The 22,799-nt window shown below is 61.4% G+C and carries 20 protein-coding genes, 1 pseudogene and 1 riboswitch; of the genes and pseudogenes, 19 read left to right on the top strand and 2 right to left on the bottom strand.

Features of this window, described 5'->3' with window-relative positions; genetic code table 11:
- Window positions 1-72 precede the first annotated feature (72 nt).
- From aroC to DDD64_RS00140, 4 genes are all read left to right on the top strand, one after another.
- Window positions 73-1,284: a chorismate synthase gene (gene aroC / locus DDD64_RS00155; protein ID WP_126134481.1), complete on the top strand. Its 1,212-nt coding sequence runs from the start codon at window positions 73-75 to the stop codon at window positions 1,282-1,284.
- The gene (locus DDD64_RS00150) at window positions 1,281-1,805 is read left to right on the top strand and encodes a shikimate kinase (RefSeq protein WP_126134480.1); all 525 of its coding nucleotides are present in this window, start codon (window positions 1,281-1,283) and stop codon (window positions 1,803-1,805) included. The genes aroC and DDD64_RS00150 overlap by 4 nt, the downstream gene beginning before the upstream one ends.
- Before the next feature lie 119 nt (window positions 1,806-1,924).
- A complete protein-coding gene (gene efp / locus DDD64_RS00145; protein WP_016442826.1) occupies window positions 1,925-2,488 on the top strand; it encodes an elongation factor P in 564 nt (187 codons plus the stop codon).
- Complete coding sequence (locus DDD64_RS00140) at window positions 2,488-3,093, top strand: transcription antitermination protein NusB (RefSeq protein ID WP_126134479.1); 606 nt, start codon at window positions 2,488-2,490, stop codon at window positions 3,091-3,093. Before efp ends, DDD64_RS00140 begins: the two co-directional genes overlap by 1 nt.
- Before the next feature lie 169 nt (window positions 3,094-3,262).
- On the opposite strand, the gene DDD64_RS00135 is transcribed toward DDD64_RS00140, so the two are convergent.
- Window positions 3,263-3,640 (bottom strand): RNA-binding S4 domain-containing protein, encoded by a 378-nt coding sequence (locus tag DDD64_RS00135; protein WP_126134478.1) that lies wholly within the window; start codon window positions 3,638-3,640, stop codon window positions 3,263-3,265.
- A 238-nt stretch (window positions 3,641-3,878) separates the two neighbouring features.
- Here DDD64_RS00135 and mihF point away from each other — a divergent pair, with 238 nt between their 5' ends.
- The 11 genes and pseudogenes from mihF to DDD64_RS00080 all read left to right on the top strand — a co-directional run bounded on the left by mihF (window position 3,879) and on the right by DDD64_RS00080 (window position 15,324).
- Window positions 3,879-4,187, top strand: coding sequence for an integration host factor, actinobacterial type (mihF, locus tag DDD64_RS00130; protein WP_126134563.1), 309 nt, complete (start codon window positions 3,879-3,881; stop codon window positions 4,185-4,187).
- A gap of 95 nt (window positions 4,188-4,282) precedes the next feature.
- The gene (gmk, locus tag DDD64_RS00125; protein ID WP_126134477.1) at window positions 4,283-4,852 is read left to right on the top strand and encodes a guanylate kinase; all 570 of its coding nucleotides are present in this window, start codon (window positions 4,283-4,285) and stop codon (window positions 4,850-4,852) included.
- Window positions 4,853-4,918: 66 nt separating this feature from the next.
- A pseudogene (rpoZ, locus tag DDD64_RS00120) lies at window positions 4,919-5,167 on the top strand (DNA-directed RNA polymerase subunit omega); the annotation flags it as partial.
- Window positions 5,167-6,447 carry a bifunctional phosphopantothenoylcysteine decarboxylase/phosphopantothenate--cysteine ligase CoaBC gene (gene coaBC, locus DDD64_RS00115; protein WP_126134476.1) on the top strand — a complete coding sequence of 427 codons (1,281 nt, stop codon included), beginning with the start codon at window positions 5,167-5,169 and terminating at the stop codon, window positions 6,445-6,447. The pseudogene rpoZ and the gene coaBC, both read left to right, overlap by 1 nt.
- Window positions 6,448-6,521: 74 nt before the next feature.
- Window positions 6,522-7,721 carry a methionine adenosyltransferase gene (metK, locus tag DDD64_RS00110; protein WP_126134475.1) on the top strand — a complete coding sequence of 400 codons (1,200 nt, stop codon included), beginning with the start codon at window positions 6,522-6,524 and terminating at the stop codon, window positions 7,719-7,721.
- A gap of 66 nt (window positions 7,722-7,787) precedes the next feature.
- Complete coding sequence (locus DDD64_RS00105; protein WP_126134474.1) at window positions 7,788-9,962, top strand: primosomal protein N' family DNA-binding protein; 2,175 nt, start codon at window positions 7,788-7,790, stop codon at window positions 9,960-9,962.
- A gap of 68 nt (window positions 9,963-10,030) precedes the next feature.
- Window positions 10,031-10,987 carry a methionyl-tRNA formyltransferase gene (fmt, locus tag DDD64_RS00100; RefSeq protein WP_126134473.1) on the top strand — a complete coding sequence of 319 codons (957 nt, stop codon included), beginning with the start codon at window positions 10,031-10,033 and terminating at the stop codon, window positions 10,985-10,987.
- Window positions 10,980-12,428, top strand: coding sequence for an RsmB/NOP family class I SAM-dependent RNA methyltransferase (locus DDD64_RS00095; RefSeq protein ID WP_126134472.1), 1,449 nt, complete (start codon window positions 10,980-10,982; stop codon window positions 12,426-12,428). Before fmt ends, DDD64_RS00095 begins: the two co-directional genes overlap by 8 nt.
- Before the next feature lie 13 nt (window positions 12,429-12,441).
- Window positions 12,442-13,116, top strand: a complete 675-nt coding sequence (gene rpe, locus DDD64_RS00090) for a ribulose-phosphate 3-epimerase (protein WP_126134471.1) — start codon at window positions 12,442-12,444, stop codon at window positions 13,114-13,116.
- Window positions 13,117-13,156: 40 nt separating this feature from the next.
- Window positions 13,157-13,275: riboswitch (FMN riboswitch) on the top strand.
- Window positions 13,276-13,378: 103 nt separating this feature from the next.
- Window positions 13,379-14,182 carry an ABC transporter permease gene (locus DDD64_RS00085; protein WP_126134470.1) on the top strand — a complete coding sequence of 268 codons (804 nt, stop codon included), beginning with the start codon at window positions 13,379-13,381 and terminating at the stop codon, window positions 14,180-14,182.
- Between the two features lie 89 nt (window positions 14,183-14,271).
- The gene (locus DDD64_RS00080; protein WP_126134469.1) at window positions 14,272-15,324 is read left to right on the top strand and encodes an ABC transporter substrate-binding protein; all 1,053 of its coding nucleotides are present in this window, start codon (window positions 14,272-14,274) and stop codon (window positions 15,322-15,324) included.
- Window positions 15,325-15,369: 45 nt separating this feature from the next.
- On the opposite strand, the gene DDD64_RS00075 is transcribed toward DDD64_RS00080, so the two are convergent.
- Entirely contained in the window at window positions 15,370-16,485 is a 1,116-nt protein-coding gene (locus DDD64_RS00075) for a DUF3866 family protein (protein WP_206435354.1), read from the bottom strand.
- A 36-nt stretch (window positions 16,486-16,521) separates the two neighbouring features.
- Here DDD64_RS00075 and DDD64_RS00070 point away from each other — a divergent pair, with 36 nt between their 5' ends.
- Genes DDD64_RS00070 through lnt form a run of 4 tightly spaced genes read left to right on the top strand, consistent with a single transcriptional unit; the run spans window position 16,522 to window position 22,797 of the window.
- Entirely contained in the window at window positions 16,522-17,502 is a 981-nt protein-coding gene (locus DDD64_RS00070) for a helix-turn-helix transcriptional regulator (protein WP_126134467.1), read from the top strand.
- Complete coding sequence (locus DDD64_RS00065; protein WP_126134466.1) at window positions 17,499-18,614, top strand: helix-turn-helix transcriptional regulator; 1,116 nt, start codon at window positions 17,499-17,501, stop codon at window positions 18,612-18,614. The genes DDD64_RS00070 and DDD64_RS00065 overlap by 4 nt, the downstream gene beginning before the upstream one ends.
- Window positions 18,611-21,208 (top strand): DEAD/DEAH box helicase, encoded by a 2,598-nt coding sequence (locus tag DDD64_RS00060; protein ID WP_126134465.1) that lies wholly within the window; start codon window positions 18,611-18,613, stop codon window positions 21,206-21,208. The genes DDD64_RS00065 and DDD64_RS00060 overlap by 4 nt, the downstream gene beginning before the upstream one ends.
- Window positions 21,205-22,797 carry an apolipoprotein N-acyltransferase gene (lnt, locus tag DDD64_RS00055; RefSeq protein WP_164545849.1) on the top strand — a complete coding sequence of 531 codons (1,593 nt, stop codon included), beginning with the start codon at window positions 21,205-21,207 and terminating at the stop codon, window positions 22,795-22,797. Before DDD64_RS00060 ends, lnt begins: the two co-directional genes overlap by 4 nt.
- The last annotated feature ends 2 nt before the right edge of the window (window positions 22,798-22,799 follow it).

Raw genomic sequence — 22,799 nt, 5'->3', positions numbered from 1 at the left:
CTCTGTGCTAACAGCACGGGTGGCCGGGATACGTAACGGGACTTATGAACATAGGAACGGGGAAGGACGCGCATGATTCGGTGGTCAACAGCGGGGGAATCCCACGGAGCAGCCCTCGTGGCGCTTATTGAGGGAATTCCAGCGGGCCTGAGCCTGAGTTCGGATACCATTCGGGATCAATTGGCCCGCCGCCGGCTCGGCTATGGGCGCGGTGCCCGCCAGAAATTCGAGCAGGATAAGCTTCACGTCCTCACCGGATTACGGCACGGATCCACCCTCGGTTCACCCATCGCGCTCGTTATTGAGAATTCCGAATGGCCCAAATGGGAAGCGGTCATGTCCGTTGATCCGGTTCCACCCGAAGCACTGCTGCGTGATGCCGGGAGGGGAGATAACCAAGAACTTGCCCGGAATAAACGCCTCACCGCGCCCCGGCCCGGGCATGCCGATCTCACCGGCATGAATAAGTACGACCACAGCGATGCTCGAAACGTCCTCGAACGCGCTTCGGCTCGGGAAACTGCGGCCCGGGTGGCGCTGGGCGCTATCGCGCGCGAGTACGCGAGCCAAAGCGCTGGAATTACCATCGTTTCCCGCGTGGTGGCTCTCGGTGGCGTGAGTGATACCTCAGAGACTGTTCCCGGGCCGGCCGATGCCGCAGCTCTTGATGCCTCGCCGGTGCGCTGCCTGGATGAGGCCGTGGCCCAGGCCATGATGGAAGAAGTTGATCGGGCGAAGAACGCGGGAGACACCCTGGGCGGCGTCGTCGAAGTTCTTGCCTACGGCGTGCCGCAAGGACTGGGCAGTTACGCAACACCTTACGGGAGGCTCGATGCGGAACTGGCCCGCGCCATGATGTCCATTCAAGCGGTAAAAGGCGTGGAAATCGGAGATGGATTCGCCACCGCTGGCCGGCCCGGCAGCCAGGCCCATGATGAGATCGTCCGCACCGCAGCAGGGGTGCGGCGTCTGACCAACCGGGCGGGTGGAATCGAAGGCGGCATGTCCAACGGCGAAACGATCCGAGTGCGTGTGGCTTTCAAACCGATTTCCACGGTACCGAGGGCCCTGCGCACCATCGATACTGAAACCGGGGAAGCCGCAACGGCACTGCACCAGCGCAGCGATGCAAGTGCTGTGGTTCCCGGAGCGGTTATCTGCGAAGCGATGATGGCGCTGGTTCTCGCGGAAGCAATCCAGGATAAATTCGGTGGAGACACCCTCGGTGATACCCGAGCGGCGGTCCGCGCCTACCTGGAGCGCATTCCGGAGGAACGCCGATGAGCGTGCGAGCAGTGTTGGTCGGGATGCCTGGGGTGGGCAAATCGACCGTGGGAAAGCTGCTGGCCAAAGATCTGGGCCTTCCCTTTGCCGATTCGGATGCTCTGATCGTGAGCGAAACGGGGCAGAGCATCCCGGAGATTTTCCAGACGGTGGGAGAAGAAGGATTCCGGAGGCTGGAAGCCGATATTATCGCGCGCACCCTCGCGGATTTTGATGGTGTACTTTCCCTGGGGGGAGGAGCTATTTTGAGTGAAGCCACCCGGCAAGCGCTACGGCACCATCCCGTGGTTCTCATCGAAGCGCGTATGGATATCCTGGTGCGAAGGATTACCGGTTCGCGGACCCGCCGTCCGCTCCTCGAGGATAATCCCGCGCTTCGGTTGCGGGAACTCGACCGGGAGCGCACTCCGCTCTATCGTGATGTGGCAAGCGTGACGGTAACCTCCGATGGGGGTTCCCCACACCGGGTAGTGCGCCGGATTCGCGCGGCTCTGGATGAATGCGGTGATACCGCCAGGTGAAGGCTCCGCCACCCAGTGGATGCACCGCTCAGAAAAGGTGATGGCACCGTAGCGGCTGCGTCGCAAAGATGAAACTCCCCGTGTAAACTTGGGGAGGACTATTTGTGAAAGGATACCTTGTGGCAACAACCAATGATTTGAAGAATGGCATGGTCCTGGTATTCGACAACCAGCTGTGGCAGGTTGTTGAGTTCCAGCACGTCAAGCCGGGCAAGGGCCCTGCTTTTGTGCGGACTAAGCTGAAGAATGTCCTCTCCGGTAAGACTGTGGATCGCACTCTCAACGCGGGTATTAAGGTCGAAACCGCCACCGTGGACCGCCGCGATATGCAGTACCTCTACCATGATGGTACTGATTTCATCTTTATGGATGAGGATACCTACGAACAGGTTCCGGTCACCGCTGAAGTCATGGGTAATCTGGCGAACTTCCTGCTCGAAAACCAGAAGGCCATTGTTGCTTTCCACGAAGGTAATGTGCTGTTCGTGGAACTCCCCGCTTCGGTGATTCTCGAAGTGACGGAAACCGAACCGGGTCTCCAGGGCGACCGCTCGAATGCGGGTACCAAGCCGGCTACGGTGCAGACCGGGTATGAACTCCAGGTGCCGCTCTTCCTCAATATTGGGGACAAGATTAAGGTTGATACGCGCACCGGTGAATACATTTCCCGGGCGAATGACTAATGGCTAAACAGAAGAAACACCGGTCCACAGGCCGTTCCACCCAGCGTCATCGCGCCTTGGATGTGCTTTTCGAAGCTGATGAAAAGAACATCACGTCGGAAGCGGGTATTCTCGAGCTTCTTGCTGAGCGTCAGCGCGTCTCTACCGCACAGGTTCCCATCGGGGAATTTGGCTCGCAGATTGTGAGGGCTTACGCGCAGCAAATCTCGCAGGTGGATACCCTCATTGAGGCTTCCTCGGAGGATTGGTCACTCGAACGTATGAACGCGGTGGATCGCAGCGCTTTGCGCGGTGCGGTTGCCGAACTCATGTACCTGGGGACTTTCCGCGGTGCCGTCATTGTGGAGTGGACGAACCTCGTACGCGAATTCTCTACGGATCGCTCCGTCGGCTTCGTTATGGGCGTGCTCAATAAGGCTGCCGATATTCGCGAACGTGAGGAAAGTGGCGGCGCACCGATTCTTCAGAACGACGACGCCGCTAACGCGGTGGAATCCGGCGAAGAAAGTAACCTTGTGGAATCTGATGAGGCCGGCCTCATCGCCGCTATCCGCACCGGCCAGCTAGATGATCCCGAAGCTGCCCGGGCCAGCGCGGAAGAATAAGATTTTCTCCCGGCCACCAGTAACTAATGGCGGGTTTCCGTGAAATCAATTCACGGAAACCCGCCATTTTTTGTGCTTGGCAGGCAGCTTGTGCTGCTAAGCGAAAGTGATGAATCCCCGCGCCCCCGAAAATTCCTGAGCTCTCGGAAAAGCCCGAGCTCCCGGAGTCTTACCGGCGGCCGTAATTGGAATTGCGGCCGAAAAGGCGGTCGAGTTCGCGCCGTTCTTTCTTCGTGGGGCGGCCGCTCCCAGGATCACGCCGCATGACCGGTAGATAAACTTTCTCCCGCACCGGGGTGAGATCCTCATAATTTGCCCGAGCTAGTGGCGCACTCGTCCGTTTGGTAATAATCCCGGTAACTTTGAGGATTCGATCAAAACCTTCTACCCGGTAGCGCACCACATCACCAACGCGGACCTTCGCGGCGGGCTTGACTGGTTCATCATTGATGCGCACGTGGCCCGCCTTGCATTCGGACGTAGCCAAGGAACGAGTTTTGCACTGCCGCACGCTCCATAGCCAGACGTCAATCCGAGTTGTTTCCATAGGTGTAGCCTACTCGGATGCTCCTACCCGTCGCGAACTTCGTCACAAGCCGCGGCGCTGACCTGCCGCGATGGTTTTATAAAAAACAAGGGCGCGGCTCCTTATATTATTTACGGCTTTTTCGCTCTACGCTACTAACAAGACAGAGAAGTTTCGTAGCGTCAGCGTCGTTATGACTGATGTTGACGGAATTGTTATGAGCACCAGGGCATATCTGATGCGCAAGAAAGGGGACACTGTGGAGGTACCACCACTTACTCTGGAGCAGCGTCTCGCCGCTTTGGATAAGGCCGCCGAAACACGGCGGCGCCGCGCGGAACTTTTGCAGCAACTGAAATCCGGACAGCTGCACCTTTCGGAGGTTTTGGCGCAGCGCGATGACCCGGTAATCGCACGCACCCGTGCCAGCGTACTACTGCGGGCACTTCCCGGTATCGGTGAAGCCAAGGCCGCGCGGGCCATGGCTGATATCGGAATCGCTCCCTCCCGGCGCGTACGCGGACTTGGTGTGCATCAGACCGCGGCCCTTATCGCACTTTTCGGTTAAAGGCTCACCTGAGGTAAGCACCAATTGCTCGCGAGGCACGGTGAGGATTTTCGGGACCGAAAATCCTGTCGTAGGGCTGTGGCACAATAAATGTCATGACACCTGAGGATCATCGTCGTATTTGCGTGCTTGCCGGCCCCTCCGGGGTGGGAAAGGGAACCGTGGTTGCGCAGCTGCTCGCGCAGGAGCCGCGCATATGGCTGTCCATTTCTGCCACTACGCGCGCACCTCGCCCGGGGGAGCGCGAAGGGGAATCCTACTTCTTCGTGGATGATGAGCACTTCGATCACCTCGTCGAAAGCGGGGAGATGCTCGAGTGGGCCATAGTACACGGGAAACACCGTTACGGAACCCCGCGCCAGCCTGTGCTAGAAGCATACGCAGCGGGAAAAATTCCGCTTCTTGAAATCGATCTGGCAGGGGCGCGCCAGGTTCGCCAGTCACTGCCCGAAGCGTTCCAGATCTTTCTAGCTCCGCCGTCGTTCCAAGAACTTGAAGCGCGGTTGCGCGGGCGCGGTACTGAAACAGAAGAGGCCATCGAACGGCGCCTGGAGACCGCGCGAGGTGAATTAGCCGCCCAGGCGGAGTTTGACGCCGTCGTCGTTAATGACACCGTGGCACGTGCCACCGGCGAAATTCTCGACCTCATCGCCCCGAAGCGTTAGAATAAAAGGCCGAAGCTTCACGGTGGTGCCCATGTGCGGTACCGCGTTTATCCAGAAGGGAACTACATGTTCGGAACTGTTCCGGAACCCGAAGGTATCACCAACCCGCCCATTGACGATCTTCTCGCAAAGATCGATTCGAAGTACGCACTGTGCGTGCTTTCAGCGGATCGTGCGCGTCAAATCAACTCCTACAAGCAGGAAATGGCGCGCGGTGACGGCAATATCGAGCATTACGGTGCGCTTGTCTCGGCGGAACCGGAAGAAAAGCCCCTGTCCATCGCGCTGCGTGAAATCGCCGAGGACAAGCTCGAATGGCAGCTGGACGAAAAGTAGAGCACGCGCCGCGCGTCGTTATCGGCGTAACCGGAGGTATCGCCGCCTATAAGGCGGCCTACCTCGTCCGGCTCTTCGTGAAAGCCGGTGCGGATGTGCACGTTATCCCTACCCCGACTGCCCTGGAGATGGTCGGGGCCACCACGTGGGAGGCCTTGACGCATCATCCCGTTCTTGTGCGAACCAGTGAACACGCTGATGAAGTCGCGCACGTTCGCCTTGGAAAAGAAGCCGACTTGGTTGTGGTCGCGCCGGCAACTGCGAATACTATCGCGAAGGCGCGTGCGGGAATAGCCGATAACCTTCTTCTCAATACCCTGTTGGTGGCCCAGTGCCCGGTGGTGATGGCACCAGCGATGCACACCCAAATGTGGGAGCATCCGGCTACTCAAGAAAATATTGCGGTGCTGCAGGCCCGCGGGGTTCATATTATTCCACCCGCTAGCGGGCAACTCACCGGGGCGGATTCCGGGCCGGGCCGGCTGCCGGAACCGGAAGATATTTTCGCGCAATCCTGGGAGATCCTCACTGGCGAACACCCGGATGCACGGGCGGAGCAGCACAGTACGGAACATACGCTGCGCGGTCGGAATATCCTTGTCACAGCGGGAGGCACCCACGAAGCCCTCGATCCGGTGCGTTTTATCGGCAACCGTTCTTCGGGGCGTTTTGGCCTGGAAATTGCTCGTGCTTTGCTCGAGCGCGGCGCGCGGGTAACGGTGCTGGCGGCTCATGTAGCCCGCGATATCACTGCACTTGCTTCGGGGGCTGAGATTGTTCCGGTCAGTTCGGCGCGTGATCTTCACCAAGCAGTTCTTGCCCGGGTGAAGAATGCAGACGGCGTGGTGATGAGCGCAGCGGTTGCTGATTTTCGCCCGGCCGAACCCGCCGCAAGCAAACAGAAAAAAGACGGTAGCGGCAAACGCGTCGTCGAACTGGTAGAAAATCCGGATATTTTGGCTGATATTTCCCATCGGCGCCGCCGGTCGGGGCAGCTCATCGTGGGTTTTGCCGCGGAAACTGGCGACGCGAATGGAAGCGTCTTGGATTACGGACGCGAAAAAGCGCGGCGCAAAGGCGCTGATTTACTTGTGATCAATCGCGTAGGGGAGAAAACAGGATTTGGCGAGGTACCCACTGAGATCACCGTGGTCACTCCCGCAGGTGAGGTCATTGCGAGCGGCGCGGGCAGCAAAGCTCAGATGGCTGGTATTATTGCGGGCCTTATAGCCGATCATTTCACCACCGAGCGCGTATAGAATAAGGTTTGCCTTACCTGGCAGCCGCTGATGACTAATAGTGACTAAGTAGTTTTAATAAGCGAGGGGATACGATGCATTACCGGCAACCGTTCACGTCCGAATCGGTCACGGAAGGACACCCCGACAAGGTGTGCGACCTTATTTCCGACTCCATTCTTGACGCTCTGCTCGCGTCGGATGAGAATTCTCGCGTTGCCGTGGAAACGATGGTGACGACCGGGCTGGTGCACGTGGCCGGTGAAGTGACCACGGATGCCTACGCGGATATCGCTCATATTATCCGCACTGTTGTGACCGGGATCGGTTACAACTCCTCGCAAGTCGGCTTTGATGGAAACTCCTGCGGCGTGACCATCTCCATCGATGAACAAAGTCCGGATATTGCCGCCGGTGTTAATACCTCGCTGGAACGGCGGGAAAGCAGCGAAGTCGAATACGATCATTTCGACCAGCAGGGGGCCGGGGATCAGGGGCTCATGTTCGGTTATGCCTGCAATGAGACTAAAACACTTATGCCCGCTCCCATCCTGCTTGCCCACCGCTTCGCAGAACGTCTCGCCCTGGTGCGCCGTGAAGGTGTCGTTCCCGGACTGCGCCCCGATGGTAAAACTCAGGTCACTATTGACTATGAAGGTGCGCGGCCCGTGGCCCTCAATACCGTGGTGATCTCCAGCCAGCACGACGAAAATGTGCAACGCGAGTGGTTGACGGAAACGCTGCGTGACCACGTGGTTGCGCCCGTTCTCGAAGAAGAAAATATCGCCATCGATACCGATAAATTCTCGCTTCTCGTTAATCCCTCGGGGCGTTTCGTGGTGGGAGGACCGATGGGCGACGCCGGAGTGACCGGCCGGAAAATCATCGTGGACACCTACGGCGGGATGGCACGCCACGGCGGCGGGGCTTTCTCTGGAAAAGACGCGTCCAAGGTGGATCGTAGCGCGGCCTACGCGGCACGCTGGGCGGCTAAGAATGTGGTTGCGGCCGGGCTTGCTTCCCGGTGCGAACTCCAGCTGGCTTACGCTATTGGGCGTGCCCATCCGGTATCCGTGCGCCTGGATACTTTCGGGACGGAAACAGAAGAACTGGGTCGTATCGAAAACGCTGTTCAGAAGGTTTTCGATTTCCGCCCCGCGGCGATTATTGACGCTTTGGAACTCAAGCGTCCAATTTTCGCGAAGACGGCTTCCTACGGTCACTTCGGGCGGGAACTTCCCGAATTCACCTGGGAGAAAACAGACCGGGTTGAAGAACTCCTCCGCGCTATCTAGAGCTATCTAGAGCCCGAAGTTTGACGCCGGATTTTTCTGTCGTAGGGCCGGGATATCCTAGGTTGCATGGAGAGCACACTCTTTGATTTCGATGCCCTCCCCCTCGTGGGGGAGCAAGGCGCCCTTCTTGAGGCGCGCCCGGCACGCACCCGCGTGCGCTCCAAGGTACCTAATTCCGTTGCGCATGTTCAGGTGCTCCACTCCCAGCCTCATATGGACCGGGTATTTGACTACCTTGTCCCCGAAAAATTCGCGGATAGTGCCCGGGTGGGAACCCGGGTCGTGGTAGATCTCGGTGCACAGCGGGTAGGCGGATTTATCGTTGCTCGGGATAGTGTTACGGAAGGCAGCGGGCGGCTGCGCCCCCTGTATCGGGTGGTCTCGGAATACCCGGTGCTCACTGCGTCGGTGTATGCGGTTGCCCGTACTCTTGCCGATAAGTATGCCGGAACAGTAGCTGATATATTGCGGACCGCTATCCCGGAACGGCATGCGCGGGCCGCTAAAGAATTCTTGGCCACTACCCAAGAAACCATCCCTTTGGCCAGCTCGCACGCGGCTCCTGAACCGGGCCCCTGGGAAGCCTATCGGGGTGGACCAGAATTCCTTGCGGCGCTAGGGGAAGGGAAAGCTGTGCGGGCCTGCATGGCTGCCCTCCCCGGGCCCGCCGGGGGAGTAGAAGTTTTGATTCGGGCCGTCCAGGCAGTGCGGCACGCCGGGCGCAGCGTCCTCCTGGTTGTTCCCACTACCCGGGCTGCCAGAGCACTGCAGGCTACCCTTGCCTCCCGGGTAGGGGAAACCCCCACTCTCATGGTGTCCGAAGAAGCACACGAAAAACGCTACCGTGCTTTTTTGGCGGTGCTATCGGGGCAATCACGCATTGTGGTAGGTACCCGCGGGGCGGCCTGGGCGCCGCTCACAGATCTTGGGCTGGCAGTCATCATGGATGATGCTGCCTCAACCTTGCGTGATATTCGCGCACCGTATCTGGCAACACGTGACGTACTACTGGAGCGTGTTCGGCGTGAAGGGGCTGCGTTTCTAGTTTTCTCCCCTTACGTGAGTGAAGAATGCGCCCAGCTGCTTTCAGAACACCGCATCAGCCTATTGGATGGCACCGCGGCCGCACGGCGCGCCGCGCTTCCGCATATTTCAGGTCCCCACCAGTGGCCCGGGGGAGAAGCCGATCACTTGCGCTTACCCCAACCGGCATTTCCTATTCTGCGGCGGGCCCTGGAAAACGGGCCGGTTCTTATCCTCGTGCCGCGGAGCGGGTATATTCCGGTGCTGTGCTGTACCTACTGCGGGGAGCGTGCGCTGTGCACAATCTGCGGAGGGAATCTGGCTCAGCGTACCTCACGTGAACCACTGCGCTGTCAGCGCTGCGGGGTGCGAGTGCAGCCCTGGCGATGTCCGCACTGCCACAACGGGAAGCTGCGCGCTGTCCGAATCGGTTCTGCACGTACCGCGGAGGAAATCGGGCGGGCTTTTCCCGGTGTTGGCATTATTCTTTCTGGATCGCACTCTCCGGAGGGAATTATTGGGCGAGTCTCCCAGCACCCGCGCATCGTGGTGGCAACACCTGGTGCGGAACCGGAGGCCGAAGGCGGATTCGCCGCTGCATTGGTATTGGATGCACGCTACCTCCTCGGAGAAGGGCTCGGCGCTGAAACACGTTTTATTCGGGTGCTCGCGCGGGTTGCGGCCCGGGTCCGTTCAGCCGGAGAAGGCGGCCATATGCTGGTGGCCGGGGGAGCACCTCCCGCACTTCTCAATCGGCTAGCGCAATGGGAACTGGGCGAATATGCCGCTGAATTACTCGAACAGCGGGCCGAATTGAAATTGCCTCCCACTGCTTCCTGGGTGGCTATCTCCGGAGCCAGCGGGGATGTGCGAACGTACCTGGCCATGTTGCGCGCGGCCCTCTATCGCGGCGTAAGAGAGGAAGAGTCCCATCTCTTTGCCCAGTTTTCAGGGGAGGCCGGTTCCAAGAAATGGCCGCCGGAGAATGAGAAAGAAACAGAAGCAGACCTGCTGGCCGGCGGAGCTTTTGAGCTAGCGTCCGGGATCGTGTTGCTCGGCCCGGTGCCGGGGGCACGCCCGGGAGAAATCACCGTCTATGCACGGGCGGAACTCTCGCGGGGTATGACCCTCACCCGTCAGACGCGGAAAACTTACGGTGCCTACTCTGCCCAGCGGCTGGGTGGCTCATTGCGTTTACAGGTTAACCCACCCCTATAAGCACTCAGGGGCAGAGATAACTATCCATACTCGACTAGGCTGAGAAAAGAACTAGGTAGGATTGATACGTGAGAATACTATTCGCAGGCACACCGGAGACCGCGGTTCCGTCCTTAAAACTCCTGCATGATGAAGGTTTCGATATCGCTGGGGTGCTTACCCGCGCTCCAGCTGCCCAAGGGCGCAAACGCGTGTTGACTCCCTCGCCGGTACACCGCGTGGCAACAGAACTAGACCTTCCCGTGCTCACCCCCCGTACCTTAAAGGACAGCACCGCTCAGGACCAGATCGCCCAGCTCGCCCCCGAAGCTGTGGCGGTAGTTGCCTACGGGCTCATCATTCCGCCCGCGCTCCTCACGGTGCCGCGCTACGGTTGGCTCAACCTGCATTTCTCCCTCTTGCCGCGCTGGCGGGGGGCCGCGCCGGTCAATTACGCGATTGCCGCGGGGGATACCACCACCGGAACCAGCGTCTTTCAAATTGAACAAGGCCTGGATACCGGCCCCGTTTTCGCGAGTGAAGCCACCCGGATCGGGGCGGAAGAAACCGCTGGAGAACTGCTGGCCCGCCTGGCACAATCCGGGGCGCGCCAATTGAGCGATACTCTCCATGCCATCGCGGCCGGTAACGCCCACGCACAACCCCAAACTGGGGAAGTTACCCTCGCGCCCCAATTCGATTCTTCCTGGGCGCGAGTGAATTGGGAGTGGCCCGCCCAGCGTATTGCGGATCGGGTTCGCGCCGCCAACCCGGCCCCCGGGGCGTGGACCACCCTCAACGGCCAGCGCTTTAAAATCGAATCAGTGCACGTGGTTGTGCCTGAAGCGCCTACAGCACCCCTAAACTTGGCACCGGGCGAAATCGGCCCGGGTGGTGTTATCGGCTGCGGGGAAGGAACCGTGCAATTGCGCCGGGTTGCCCCGCCTGGCAAGGCCCATATGGATGCCTCCGCCTGGCTTAACGGTGCCCGCCTTGCCGAGCACACCCGTTTCGATGCTGAAGTGAAGGAAGGCCACCATGAATGAGCGTCCTGCCGGCTGGGTGCCGCGCCGCCAGTCATCGAACCACGCACGTCTCGTTGCCTATGATGCATTACGGGCTGTTAATACTGAAGATGCTTACGCTAATCTCATCCTTCCGGGTATGGTGAGCCGGGCGCGTCTCAATCGAAGCGACGCGGCCTTCGCCACCAATCTGGCTTACGGAACCTTGCGACTGCAAGGCCGGTGGGATGCCATGATCGCCCGCTGTTCCCAAGGCCGTACCCTCGCGGATATCGATCCGCGTGCCCTCGATCTACTCCGTCTAGGCTGCTACCAGCTCATTGAGCTGAAAACACCACCTCACGCGGCGATTAATGAAACAGTTGCGCTAGCTCGCAATGAACTAGGTCAGGGAATCGCCGGTTTCGTCAACGCCGTGTTGCGGAGGGTGTCCGAGCGTCGGAATGCCTGGCGTGGGATCATTGAAAATAGCACGGCATCTAGGGAAGAGTTCCTGGCGGTGTGGCATTCGCATCCGCGCTGGATCGTGCGGCAGCTGGAATCTTCGCTCGCGGCAGCCGGGCGCTCCACCGAAGTGGAAGCCGTTCTCGAAGCGAATAACACGCCCGCGAAAGTAGCTTTAGCCTGTCGCAATATCTCACCCGAACACCTCAAAGCCAGGATTGAGCGCGCCAAAATGACGTGGGAAGATCCCTATCTGGTACCCAGCGCGGTGCTCCTAGCCTCCGGTGACCCGCACCGGCTCTGGCCCGTACGCGACGGGGTCGCCGGTGTCCAGGATGAGGGCTCGCAGCTCATTTCCGCCATTGTCACGGAGGCCTCCATATCCGGGAAGGATAAATCCTGGTTGGATATGTGCGCCGGCCCGGGAGGGAAAACCGCAACTATTGCTGCTACTGCGGCACGGCGCGGTGCTCGGGTGTTCGCAAATGAACCCCAGGCTCACCGCCTTGATCTCGTTGAAGAAAATATTGCACCCTGGGCGGATACCGTCGCCCTGCGCGAAGGCGATGGGCGGGATATTGGCGCTCAGGAACCCGATAGCTATGATCGGATCCTCGTGGATGCCCCATGTTCTGGCTTGGGGGCACTGCGCCGTCGCCCCGAAGCTCGGTGGCGCAAAAAAGAAAGCGACCTGGCTGCACTGACGCAACTCCAAGGCGAGCTCCTCGACTCCGCCTACCGTGCCCTGCGTCCGGGCGGGCTATTGCTCTACACCACCTGTTCCCCGGTGCTCGCGGAAACCCGCGATGTCATCGCCGCGTTCCTGGAACGCACCGCGGGCGCGGAACTTGGCGACGTCACCGTCACCGCGAACCGGCGAGCCCTGCGCCCGGTTGCCTCTCGTGGAATGACCGTGCAACTGTGGCCTGATATCCATCACACGGATGCCATGTATATGGCACGCATCCTCAAATCCGCATCCGCACCCGAATTCGCGCCAGCATCACGGCGCTCCTGAAAGGATCACCATCATGGACGTGAAGATTTCCCCATCTATCCTCAACTGCGATTTTGGGCATCTAGCTGATGAACTGGAGAAAATCTCCAACGCTGATTTCGTGCACGTGGATATTATGGACAATCACTTTGTTCCCAACCTTGCCCTCGGTCTGCCTATTTTCGAAGCTACGGCACAGGCAACCGCGGTCCCGCTCGATGCCCACCTCATGATCGAGAACCCCGATCACTGGGCGCCCGCCTACGCGGAAGCAGGAGCTGCCTCCGTCACCTTCCACGCCGAAGCCTGCCAAGCCCCGCTACGTCTTGCCCGCGAACTACGCGCGCAAGGCGCCCGCGCCGGACTCGCCATCAAACCGGCAACGCCCATCGAGCCGTACATCGACATTCTCAACGAATTCGACATGGTCCTCATTATGACCGTGGAACCTGGATTCGGCGGGCAAAGTTTCATCGAATCGATGATGCCGAAAGTTACCCGCACCCGCCGCGCGATCGAAGCAGCCGGCCTGGACGTGTGGATTCAAGTGGACGGCGGTATCTCCCGCGCGACCATCGAACAAGCGGCCACTGCTGGAGCTAATAACTTCGTGGCGGGTTCAGCCGTTTTCCGCGCGGAAGATGCCTACGCTGAAGTAGAGAAGCTCCGCGAATTAGCCACAGGTGCGTGCCAGCACGCGGCGCATTAACAACGGGTGCACGCCCGCACGCGACGAGCTAATATAGAACACGATGCACCGGGGTCAGTGAAAGTCTGAACCGGCGGTAACAGTCCGCGAACCACGCACGTGGCCGATGGGGTGGAATTCCCCAACCGACGGTAATAGTCCGGATGGGAGGCGCATCGAGGGGCTCCAAGCCCCGCTTCGGCTACGCAATTTTGGCGCGCCGTGGCGTCAGCGTCTCCCGGCTTCAAAGTTCCCGGCCATCGGGAAGGTCAGGAACTGGAACGTGAACACCGTGCGCCGCAACTCTCACCCGCGCCCGCGCTCTCCTCGCACCGCGTGGGTACCCGCCGCACTCTCTCTCCTCGCGGTTTTTCTCCTCTGGTCGGCAGTCACTAGCGCCCAGCTGGTACCCGACCACCTCTTCCCCGCACCTCGCGCGGTCGGGCACCGCCTAGCGACCGCACTCCTCGGACTTGGCGCTCACCCTCCCTACCTCCTCACCGCGCTAGGAAACACCCTCGCCGCGGCCCTCACCGGGTGTGCCTGGGCTGCCCTCCTCGGAGTTCCCCTCGGCATCGCCCTAGCGCGCTGGCGTCTGCTCAATAGCGCACTCCAGCCCTTCCTCGCCGCTTCGCAAGCAGTCCCCGCCGTCGCCCTCGCGCCCCTCCTCGTCGTCTGGATTGGCTACGGGATGCCCTCCATCGTAGTGCTGTGCACCATCATGGTTATCTTCCCGATTATCGTTTCCACCTCGGTGGGCGTGCATGCCATTGACCGCGATGTTATCGCCGCAGCTCGGCTCGACGGCGCAGCTCGCCTCAGCCTCCTTTTCCCCATCATCGTGCCCCTGGCTGCGCCCTCCATCCTGGCCGGCCTACGCACCGGATTCACCCTGTCCATCACCGGCGCCGTCGTTGGAGAAATGATCATCGGGGGAGCGGGCCTGGGCACCGAACTCTCGCGTGCCCAACCCACCGGAGATATCACCGGAATGTTCGCCGTCATCGTTGTTATGGCCGCCGCCGCCATCAGTATCTACCTCCTCATCTTTACCGTCGAAAAACACGTCACCGCTGCGGTGCGTTAACTGCGGTGCGTTACCGAGGCCATCACAGCCACAGCTCGCACCCCAGCAGGAAACTCGCGCACAGAAGCGCAACACAAGAAAGGACACCCATGAAACGACTCATTGCCACACTCGCGACCGCTGCCCTCGGGCTCGCCGGATGTGCGGGAGGCGGCGCGGGAGGCGGCTCCGGGAACAAAGCCGGTGAAAGCAGCTCGCCCTCCGCCGCCGTGCAGCAACCTACCGCGAGCGCCACCGCCTCCCTCACCGTCGGTCTCACCTACGTTCCGGATATCCAATTCGCGCCCTTCTACGTGGCTGAAGACCAGGGCTATTTCCGCGAAGCTGGGCTTGATATCACGCTGCGTCACCACGGCGCCCAAGAATCCCTCCTCGGCGCGCTCTCCAGCGGGAGTGAAGATGTGGTTTTTGCCGGCGGTGACGAAATGATGGAGGGTCGCTCCAACGGTATCGACGTCGTCAATTGGGCAACGATGTACCAGGCTTATCCCGTCACCCTCATCGTGCCGGCCGATTCCCCGATTCAAAATGCAGCTGACCTGGCTGGACGCCGCATTGGGCTGCCCGGTCCGTACGGGGAAAACTACTATGCGCTCCAGGCGCTCATGGCCGCACATAACTGGACTGAATCAGATATCAGCGTGAACTACATCGGCTACACCCAGGCCGCCGCCCTGGCCAGTGGGGAGGTGGACGCAATTATCGGTTTCCGCAACTCCGATGTTCCCAGCGTGGAACGCCAGGGGGTGCCGGTGCGCACCATCGAGATGCTCCCGGGCGGACTGCCGCTTGTCGGGGTGGGACTCGGTTCGCTGCGCCCCACCGTCGACGCCCATCGTGACGATTTCACCCGCATGCTCGGAGCGCTCGACCGCGCCGTGAACTTCGCGCGCAGCAACCCGAAGGAAACCGTGGAGATCACCGCAAAGCATGTTCCGGCTTTGCGCGAAGCGGATAACGCCACCGCTGCCGAAAAAGTCCTCGCGAATACCATTGAGCTGTATGCGGGACGTACCCCGCTCGGGGTGCAGGACGCACGGCGCTGGGAAGCGATGGCCACGTTTATGTCTGAGAAACTGTTACGCGAACCGGTTGCCGCGGCCGATGCTTTCGTTGATCTGACCGGTAACTCCGCGCATTAAGAACGACGACGCAGCTGCGTGCCACCGGCCTACCGGGCACGCAGCTCAACTCTGCTGAGCCCGCGCCACCAGCTCCCCGGCCGTGTAGCCGGCCGCGCCGGCCGCTAAGAAATTGAGGGGATCGGCGGTGAGCGAGCGCCCCATCGTGGACAGCCGTACCGGGAAGTCCGCGAGGGCGCTCGCTACCGCACTCGCCTCTATATCCACACGTTCCAAGTGGGGTGCTCGGAAAAGTTCCTCCAGCTGCCCGCCCAGACGCGCGGCCACGTCAGCTGGTACCGCTCGGGAGAGCGCATCCTCGCCGAGCACCGGAACCGGGCAGCTCACCTGGCAGCGCGCCACTCGCGTGAGTGCCGTCACGCTGTGATGGGAAAGTCCCAGGTGGCGCTCCCGCCTATCCGCGCTCGACATCCGCAAGGCCGCAATCGGGATTCCTCCCAGGGTATCGGCGGCGTTGAGATGCTCACCGACTCGTGTGCCGGAAAATCCCCACCGGGTATCCGTTCCCAAATTCCCCGGCCCCTGCGCCACTACGGCTACATCCGCGTGCCAAACCAGGCGCGCCGCCAGTAAGGCCGTATACATCGTGACAGCTTCGAGCTTCCCCCCGAAGGCCTGCCCGCACGAAATTGTGCCCAGGATAAGGCCGAGACCTTCCAATTGCGCAGCGGTGCGTGAGAACCAGGCGGGCAGAGCTCCGCCGTCGTCCATCACATACGCGATACGCGCGTTCGGCACGCGCGCGTGCACCCCGGCAGCAATCGCGGGAAGCGCCGAATGCAAATCTGCGGCCACCACCGGCATCCCGCTAATGGAATCAGCCTCGCGCAGCAGCTCGTGGTGGGGAGAATTCTGTTCATCAACACCCAGGGTGAGGTATTGGAGCGGGGTGTAGCGGGCCTTGACAATATGGCCGGGCGTGGAGGAGTCTGCGGGCAAGCGCTCGGGAATCGCGCATACAAAGAAATAACCGCCGGTGCCCAGCCCGCGCGCGGCGGCACTTGCCTGAAGCAGCACGGTATCACCGACCTCCGGCTCGCCGACGAGTTCAGGATAGGCCAGCGCTCGCCCGCGGGTACCATCCTCAAGCTCCACTTCGGCTTCGCGCGCCCCACGCCATGTTTTGCCCAGGGAAAGAATTCTCCCTCTCCGCCACATCATCACGGCTTTAACTCTACCGTCGGCTAGGCTGGGATCGTGAAGCAGAAAGAGACACGCCGGCGCCGCGAACGTCAGCTCGCGCTCCTCCACACGATTCGCCGCGGTAGTTTCCTTACCGCGGCGGAACTCATGGAGCGAATCCCGGCCTACGCCGAAGCCGGAATCGATCTGCGCACCTTCCAACGCGATATTGATGAGCTGCGGGAAGCCGGGTATCCCGTTATTTTCGATGATCGCTGGCGTTATTCTTACGATTCGACCGCTCCGGTACTCGCGCGGGTGACCGGAATTGGGGCCGGTGTGCTCCACGCTCTGCGCGCTAGTATCGAGGCGGGCGATCCCCAAGGTGAATCGGCACGCCTGGGGGTGGCGAAACTGCTCGCGGTAGCGCCGCCGGAAAACGGCGACGCCGCAGTCCCCACCCACCTGCGGGTTAGGATTCCGGGTGGTGCGGCCGCGCGGGTGGTGGCGCGTGCCCTCCAGTACCGCCGCCGGGTCCGCTTCGATTACCGCCGCGGCCCTGGGCTGGTCAAACATTATGAAGTCGAGCCGTGGAACTTCTCCGAACACTACGGAATGTTCTATGTTTCCGGGCTGGCGCGTTCGCGGGCGGGGCGCGGCGAGGCGTTCGGCCCGTGGGATGAGCGAACTTTCCGCCTCGGTCGCGTGATCGCCGGAACTCTCAGCGTAGGTGAGCCATGCGAGTTCCCACGGGGGGAAGTAGGCGGTGACCACTTCGATGTCGATATTATTCTTCATATTCGCGACGGTGCCGCCGCGGCGCTTACCGCCCGCGGGGAAAAACTCAGCCGCGCGCAGGCGCCGGCCCCAGCGGGATGGTCGGCCTACCGATTCTCCACCGTGGGCCTTAATCGCATTTTCGAATATCTTGCTTTTTACGGGGTGGATGTGCGCCTCGCTGCACCCGGTGAGCTGCGTGAGGAATGGGACCGCCGTGTAGAGAATCTCATTAACCTGGGCGAAGCTGCCGGGCCGGGGGAGGGGGAAACTCGATGAGTACCGATATTGTTACCACTCTAGGGATGCTGCTCTACCTGCATGAACGCCCCGAGGGTGCGAGTTTGGCTGAGCTGACCGCCCATTTCCAGTTCCCCTCCTGGAAGCGCACCCTCGACTATCTTTGGGATGCTAACCTCGCGGAAACCGCCGATTTCGATATCCCCTTCGAATTGGAGCTCCCTGAACGTGCCGCTTCCGCGGGGCGCGTGGCGGAGTCGGATACCGCGGGCGGGCCGGAGAGTCGCGTCTACCTGCGGTCCATGACAGATGATCCGGTTATTCCTTTCACGTTGGACGATGCGATGGTGGTAGCTGCTCTGCTCGATGCCGCCCGGGATGTGACCGCTCCCGGCCCGGCTGCCACAACCCTCACCGCCACGCGCAACGCACTGGGGGAGGCGGTGCGCGAAGCCGGATACGAAGGTGCCCTCTGGCCACCCACCCGCCCGGCAGCGGATGCCGCCACTATGGAGGCCGTGCACGCCGCACTCCAAGGCGGCTGCTACCTTGACTTCAACTACGAACGCGCGGTGGCCGAGCCGTTTGCACATGCGAAGGCCGGGCACGAACACGTTATTCCCCTCGTTATCCTGGCCGGTGACGCTCCGCTACTACGCGCCCTCACCGCGCAGGGCCTGCGGCATTTCCGCCTGGACCGCATAACGGCGGCCCGTCCCGGGGCGAAGCTCAGCCGATCGGAACGCGCGGCAGCTCGCAAAGCCCTCGTCGAGGTAGAGAAAAGCGAGAAAGTGCAGCGCACCCGCGGGGAGGATACCTGGGAACCGCGCGGCACGCAGGTGCGGATCACCGTGACCGGAGCCTCACGCTGGGTGGCCGAAACCCTCCCCGGCGCGCGGGTGCGCGAAGCGGATGAGGAATGTGGCACCGCGGCAGCGCCGGGCGGCGCGGAACTGCTCACCATTGAGGTTCGGGCGCGCTCACTTTCCTGGCTCGTTTCCCTCCTCGTGCAAATTGACGACGTGATCGCATTGGAACCGCCGGCGGTTGCGCGCGCGGTAGGGCGGTATTGCGCGCGCTTGCGCGCCCAGAAGGGCGACGACGCCGCTGCGTGCGTGAGCGATGAAAGTGCACCGGAAGGGGAGCGATGACCGATCTGCTACTCGAGGATTATCGGGAAAGCTACGCTAGCCGCGGTATCCACCTCGATGATTTCCAGCTGGAAGCCTGCGCGGCTCTCGGGCGCGGCCATGATGTGCTGGTCTGTGCTCCCACCGGTTCGGGGAAAACAGTGGTGGCCCATTACGCGGTGTATCTGGCTTTAGCGTCGTCGAAAAAATGTATCTATACCGCGCCGATTAAAGCGCTCTCCAACCAAAAGTACGCCGAACTGTCCCGGCAGATCGGTGCGGAGCAGGTGGGTCTGCTCACCGGCGACCAGAGCATTAATCGCGAGGCGCAGATTTTGGTGGTGACCACCGAAGTGTTGCGTAATATGCTGCTGCACGAATCCCCTGATATCCGTGACGTCGGCTACGCAGTTCTGGACGAAGTGCATTTTTTGGCGGATCCTGACCGCGGGCCGGTATGGGAAGAAACAATTTTGTCGCTCCCTGAGCATGTGCGTTTGGCTGCGCTATCGGCCACGGTGGCCAATACCGAGGAACTTGCAGCGTGGATGCGGTCGGTGCGCGGGGCAACGGACGTCGTCGTATCGACAAAACGCCCCGTTCCGCTCGCGCAATACGTCAATGTGGGCCGCAAGCTCTTCCCGCTCTACCGTGCGGGTACTGTGGATCCTGATCCGGCGCTGGTCAACGCGCTGGGCCGGCGCAGTGCGGAACGCAAGAAACGCGTCTCGGATCGCGAGCGCCGTGCCATCATCGACAAACTCGGCGAGCGGCGTATGCTCCCGGCGATTGAATTCATTTTTTCCCGCAAAGGCTGCGATAAAGCGGTTGAGGCACTACTGCGCCATAATGAGGTCCTCACCACCCGGGAGCAGCGCGCCGAGATCGCTAAGGAGGTCGCGGCGCTGCGCGAAACACTCACGGAATCGGATCGGCGTGCCGTGCATTTTGAGCGGGCCGCCGCGGCGCTGGAACGCGGATACGGAGCTCACCACGCCGGGGTTTTCCCCGCTATCAAAGAGCTGACTGAACGTCTCATGGAACGTGGGCTCCTCAGTATCGTCTACGCGACCGGTACTTTGGCCCTCGGCATCGATATGCCGGTGCGCACCGTGGTCCTCGAGGAACTCCAGCGCTGGGACGGCCACGGTTTTGTGGACCTGAGCGCCACCGAATACACCCAGCTCATCGGGCGTGCTGGGCGGCGCGGGCGCGATAACGTGGGCTACGGAGTGGTGGTAGCCGATGCGGATACCGATCCGGAGCATCTGGCCGATCTGGCTTCGGGGCGGGTGGAGCCCTTGATATCAGCTTTCCAGCCGTCCTATAACACGGTAACGAATCTGCTGGCTCGGATGAGCTACGCGGCGGCCCGGGATCTTATGGGGCGTTCTTTCGCGCAATTCCAACGCAATGCGGAGCTGGGGGGACTGGCGGCGCGGCGCGCCCGGATTCAACGCCGGGTGGAGACCGAGGAAAGCCGCCTGCGCTGCTCACGCGGGGATCTGCTTGACTACCTGCGGCTGCGCGGGAATGCCGGGCGGGCCGCGAAAGCCGAACGCAAAGCCGCGAAACGGCGCTACCGGGAGCGTATTGCGAATAGCTTCGCGGCGGTGCGCCAGGGCTATGTGTACGCTTACGCGAGAGGTACCGAGCTGTCCTACGCCCTGGTGCTCTCCGCAGCCCCGGAGCGAGTGCGCATTATCGATTGGTTCGGGAACCTGGCTTGGCTTGATGAAGATTCTCTCGCCTCGGAAATGCGTGAGATCGGCCCGGTCACGGTACCTTTCGGAATGTCTACCAAAAAGACGGAGGTGCGCGAGCACATCGCCGACGACATTCTCAATCTGGTGGGGGGACGCGCAGATCTGGGAATCGACCGGGACCTGCTGGCATCCTGGGCGCGTTTCGCCACCCCGCGCGATCCCGCAGTAGCCGCGCATCCGGTTTCTTCCTGCCCGCACCTGTATACCCATCTCGATGAGGCCCAAACGTGGATCTCGCTCCACCACCGCATCGAGGAACTCGATCAGCGTATCGCGGCTTTCACCGATTCGGCCGGGCGGGAATTTGATGCCACCGCCGCGGTATTACGCGAGGTCGGGGTGCTCCAGGGCGACGATGACTCCATCCGCATGGGCCCGGGAGCCGCGCAATTGCGCGAACTGCATACAGAGGCTGATCTGCTCATGTACCAGTGCTTGGCGCAGCTGCCGGAGGGCGGACTGGACGGATCGGCCCTGGCCGGATGGGTGTCCATGTTTTTGGCCGATGATCGCTTGGGGACTGCCCTACCGCGCGATACTCGGCTCTTTGATGCGGCGCGGGTCGCCCGCGCCGAGGTGCAGTACCTGCAATCCCTGGAATATCAGCATGGGATTACGCGCACCCCGGATCTGAGCCCGGGCTGCGCGGATGTTTTCGCAGCCTGGGCTAGGGGAGTGGGCTTGGAGGCGTGCCTGGAATCTGCCCGGATGACCGCCGGGGATTTCATTTCCGCGGCCCGCCGCATTATCGATGTCCTCGGGCAGGTCACGGTGGCCACCGAGGGTACCTGGCTGAGCGATATCGCACGTCAGGCCCGTGACCTCATGCGGCGATCGGAGCTTATGTGAGCGGTGTTCTCTTGCGGCTGTGCGGCGTGGTTCTGGCAGGTCTTGGGCTCTTTGCCTCCTTCCCGCCCCTGAGCTACGGCATCCTCGCGCCGGTGAGTATTGCGCTACTTCTCCTCGTTGCGGCCTCCTGTCACCCGAGCGCTGGTTTCGCCTACGGAGTTCTTACCGGATGCATATTTTTCTCCTTGCATTTTTCCTGGGCCGGAGAAGCCTCCGGGGATCTCATACCCCAACTCGCTCTCGCTCTGTCGCAAGCACTGTTTACCGGAGTGGTGGTGGCAACCTGGAGCGCCATGAGCCAGGCGCGTTGGACTCGTTGCCCGCTGCTATTCCTCCCCGCGGTAGCCCTGGTGTGGACGGGCGCCGAACTGGCTCGCTCCCTGTGGCCTTTCGGCGGCATCGCCTGGGGAACCCTCGCCTTTTCCCAGGTAGATAGCCCGCTAGTGCGCCTGGCACCCTGGGGTTCCACCATGCTGGTCTCCGCCGCCGTCGTGATATGCGGGGCAGCCCTCAGCCTGGCCTTCATTCGAGTGCGCAGCGGTCGGCTTTTTGTGGGGGCCGCTCTGGCGCTCAGCGCCGCGCTGCTCTTCGCTTTCCCCTGGGCACTTCCTCTTCCCGCCACCCCTCCCACCGGTACGCTACGCCTGGGCTATGTGCAGGGGATCGTGCCGCGGGCGGGTAGCCTTCCGGACGGGCGTGATCAGGCCCTGACAGTCACCGAGAATCTCAGCCAAGCAACCCGGGAAATCAACCCGGAGGAGGTAGACCTGGTGGTATGGCCGGAATCCGCCTCCGATCACGATATTCGCGAGCATCACCGCGCTCGGGCTCTCGTGAGCGAGACCTCGAACTACCTGGGTGTTCCGCTGCTCTTGGGAACCCAATCTTACGAGCGTGATGCTTCGGGACAGGCGATGAGCCGAACCAATGATCTTGTTGTTTATCTTCCCAACGAGACCGGGGGAGAGGTAAACGCTGTATACAGTAAGCAGCACCCGGTTCCCTTCGGGGAATATATGCCCTATCGAGATTTCTTCCGAAAGTTTAGCTCCGCGGTTGATCTGGTCTCCGTTGATATGCGGGCCGGTACGAAACCTGCGGTTCTTGACATCCCGATGGGGGAGAGCGGTGCCGGTGGCCACAACAGTACTGCGGGAGCTAAGAGCACCACCGTGCGCCTAGCCACCCCGATTTGTTTCGAAGTGGCGCTTGGAGATGTGGGCTCCGAGGCGATCCGCCAGGGTGCCCAGCTCTACGTGGTCGCCACCAATAACGCCTCTTTTGGGGATAGCGCCGAATCTGCCCAACAATTCGATATGGTCCGTTTCCGGGCGGTGGAATACCAGCGTATTGCGCTCCAGGTTTCCACCGTGGGAGTTTCCGGCGTCGTCGAAACAAATGGCGCGGTACGTGAACGCACCGAAGCGTGGACGCAAGCAGTGCATACCACCACGGTGGCCCTCCACGAAGGTCTCACTCCGGCAGCGCGTTTCTATCCGTACTACCGGGACGGGGTTCTCGGTGCGGCGGCAGCGGTCGGCGGTATAGCATGGGTGTGGTACGCAAGGCTGCGCTGGAAGAAAGGTTAGTC

The organism is Actinotignum sanguinis, from assembly GCF_003957255.1.
Classification (GTDB): Bacteria; Actinomycetota; Actinomycetes; order Actinomycetales; family Actinomycetaceae; genus Actinotignum; species Actinotignum sanguinis.
The sequence above is the reverse complement of the archived record's forward strand: the minus strand, read 5'-3'. Positions and strand labels throughout refer to the sequence as shown.

Excerpts from the sequence above, each read along its gene's own strand:
- metK (WP_126134475.1), top strand. The coding sequence starts at position 6,522 with ATGCATTACCGGCAACCGTTCACGTCCGAATCGGTCACGGAAGGACAC.
- rpe (WP_126134471.1), top strand. The coding sequence starts at position 12,442 with ATGGACGTGAAGATTTCCCCATCTATCCTCAACTGCGATTTTGGGCAT.
- DDD64_RS00140 (WP_126134479.1), top strand. The coding sequence starts at position 2,488 with ATGGCTAAACAGAAGAAACACCGGTCCACAGGCCGTTCCACCCAGCGT.
- DDD64_RS00080 (WP_126134469.1), top strand. The coding sequence starts at position 14,272 with ATGAAACGACTCATTGCCACACTCGCGACCGCTGCCCTCGGGCTCGCC.
- gmk (WP_126134477.1), top strand. The coding sequence starts at position 4,283 with ATGACACCTGAGGATCATCGTCGTATTTGCGTGCTTGCCGGCCCCTCC.
- coaBC (WP_126134476.1), top strand. The coding sequence starts at position 5,167 with ATGGCAGCTGGACGAAAAGTAGAGCACGCGCCGCGCGTCGTTATCGGC.
- DDD64_RS00060 (WP_126134465.1), top strand. The coding sequence starts at position 18,611 with ATGACCGATCTGCTACTCGAGGATTATCGGGAAAGCTACGCTAGCCGC.
- DDD64_RS00150 (WP_126134480.1), top strand. The coding sequence starts at position 1,281 with ATGAGCGTGCGAGCAGTGTTGGTCGGGATGCCTGGGGTGGGCAAATCG.
- aroC (WP_126134481.1), top strand. The coding sequence starts at position 73 with ATGATTCGGTGGTCAACAGCGGGGGAATCCCACGGAGCAGCCCTCGTG.
- DDD64_RS00065 (WP_126134466.1), top strand. The coding sequence starts at position 17,499 with ATGAGTACCGATATTGTTACCACTCTAGGGATGCTGCTCTACCTGCAT.
- DDD64_RS00135 (WP_126134478.1), bottom strand. The coding sequence starts at position 3,640 with ATGGAAACAACTCGGATTGACGTCTGGCTATGGAGCGTGCGGCAGTGC.
- DDD64_RS00105 (WP_126134474.1), top strand. The coding sequence starts at position 7,788 with ATGGAGAGCACACTCTTTGATTTCGATGCCCTCCCCCTCGTGGGGGAG.
- DDD64_RS00075 (WP_206435354.1), bottom strand. The coding sequence starts at position 16,485 with ATGATGTGGCGGAGAGGGAGAATTCTTTCCCTGGGCAAAACATGGCGT.
- DDD64_RS00095 (WP_126134472.1), top strand. The coding sequence starts at position 10,980 with ATGAATGAGCGTCCTGCCGGCTGGGTGCCGCGCCGCCAGTCATCGAAC.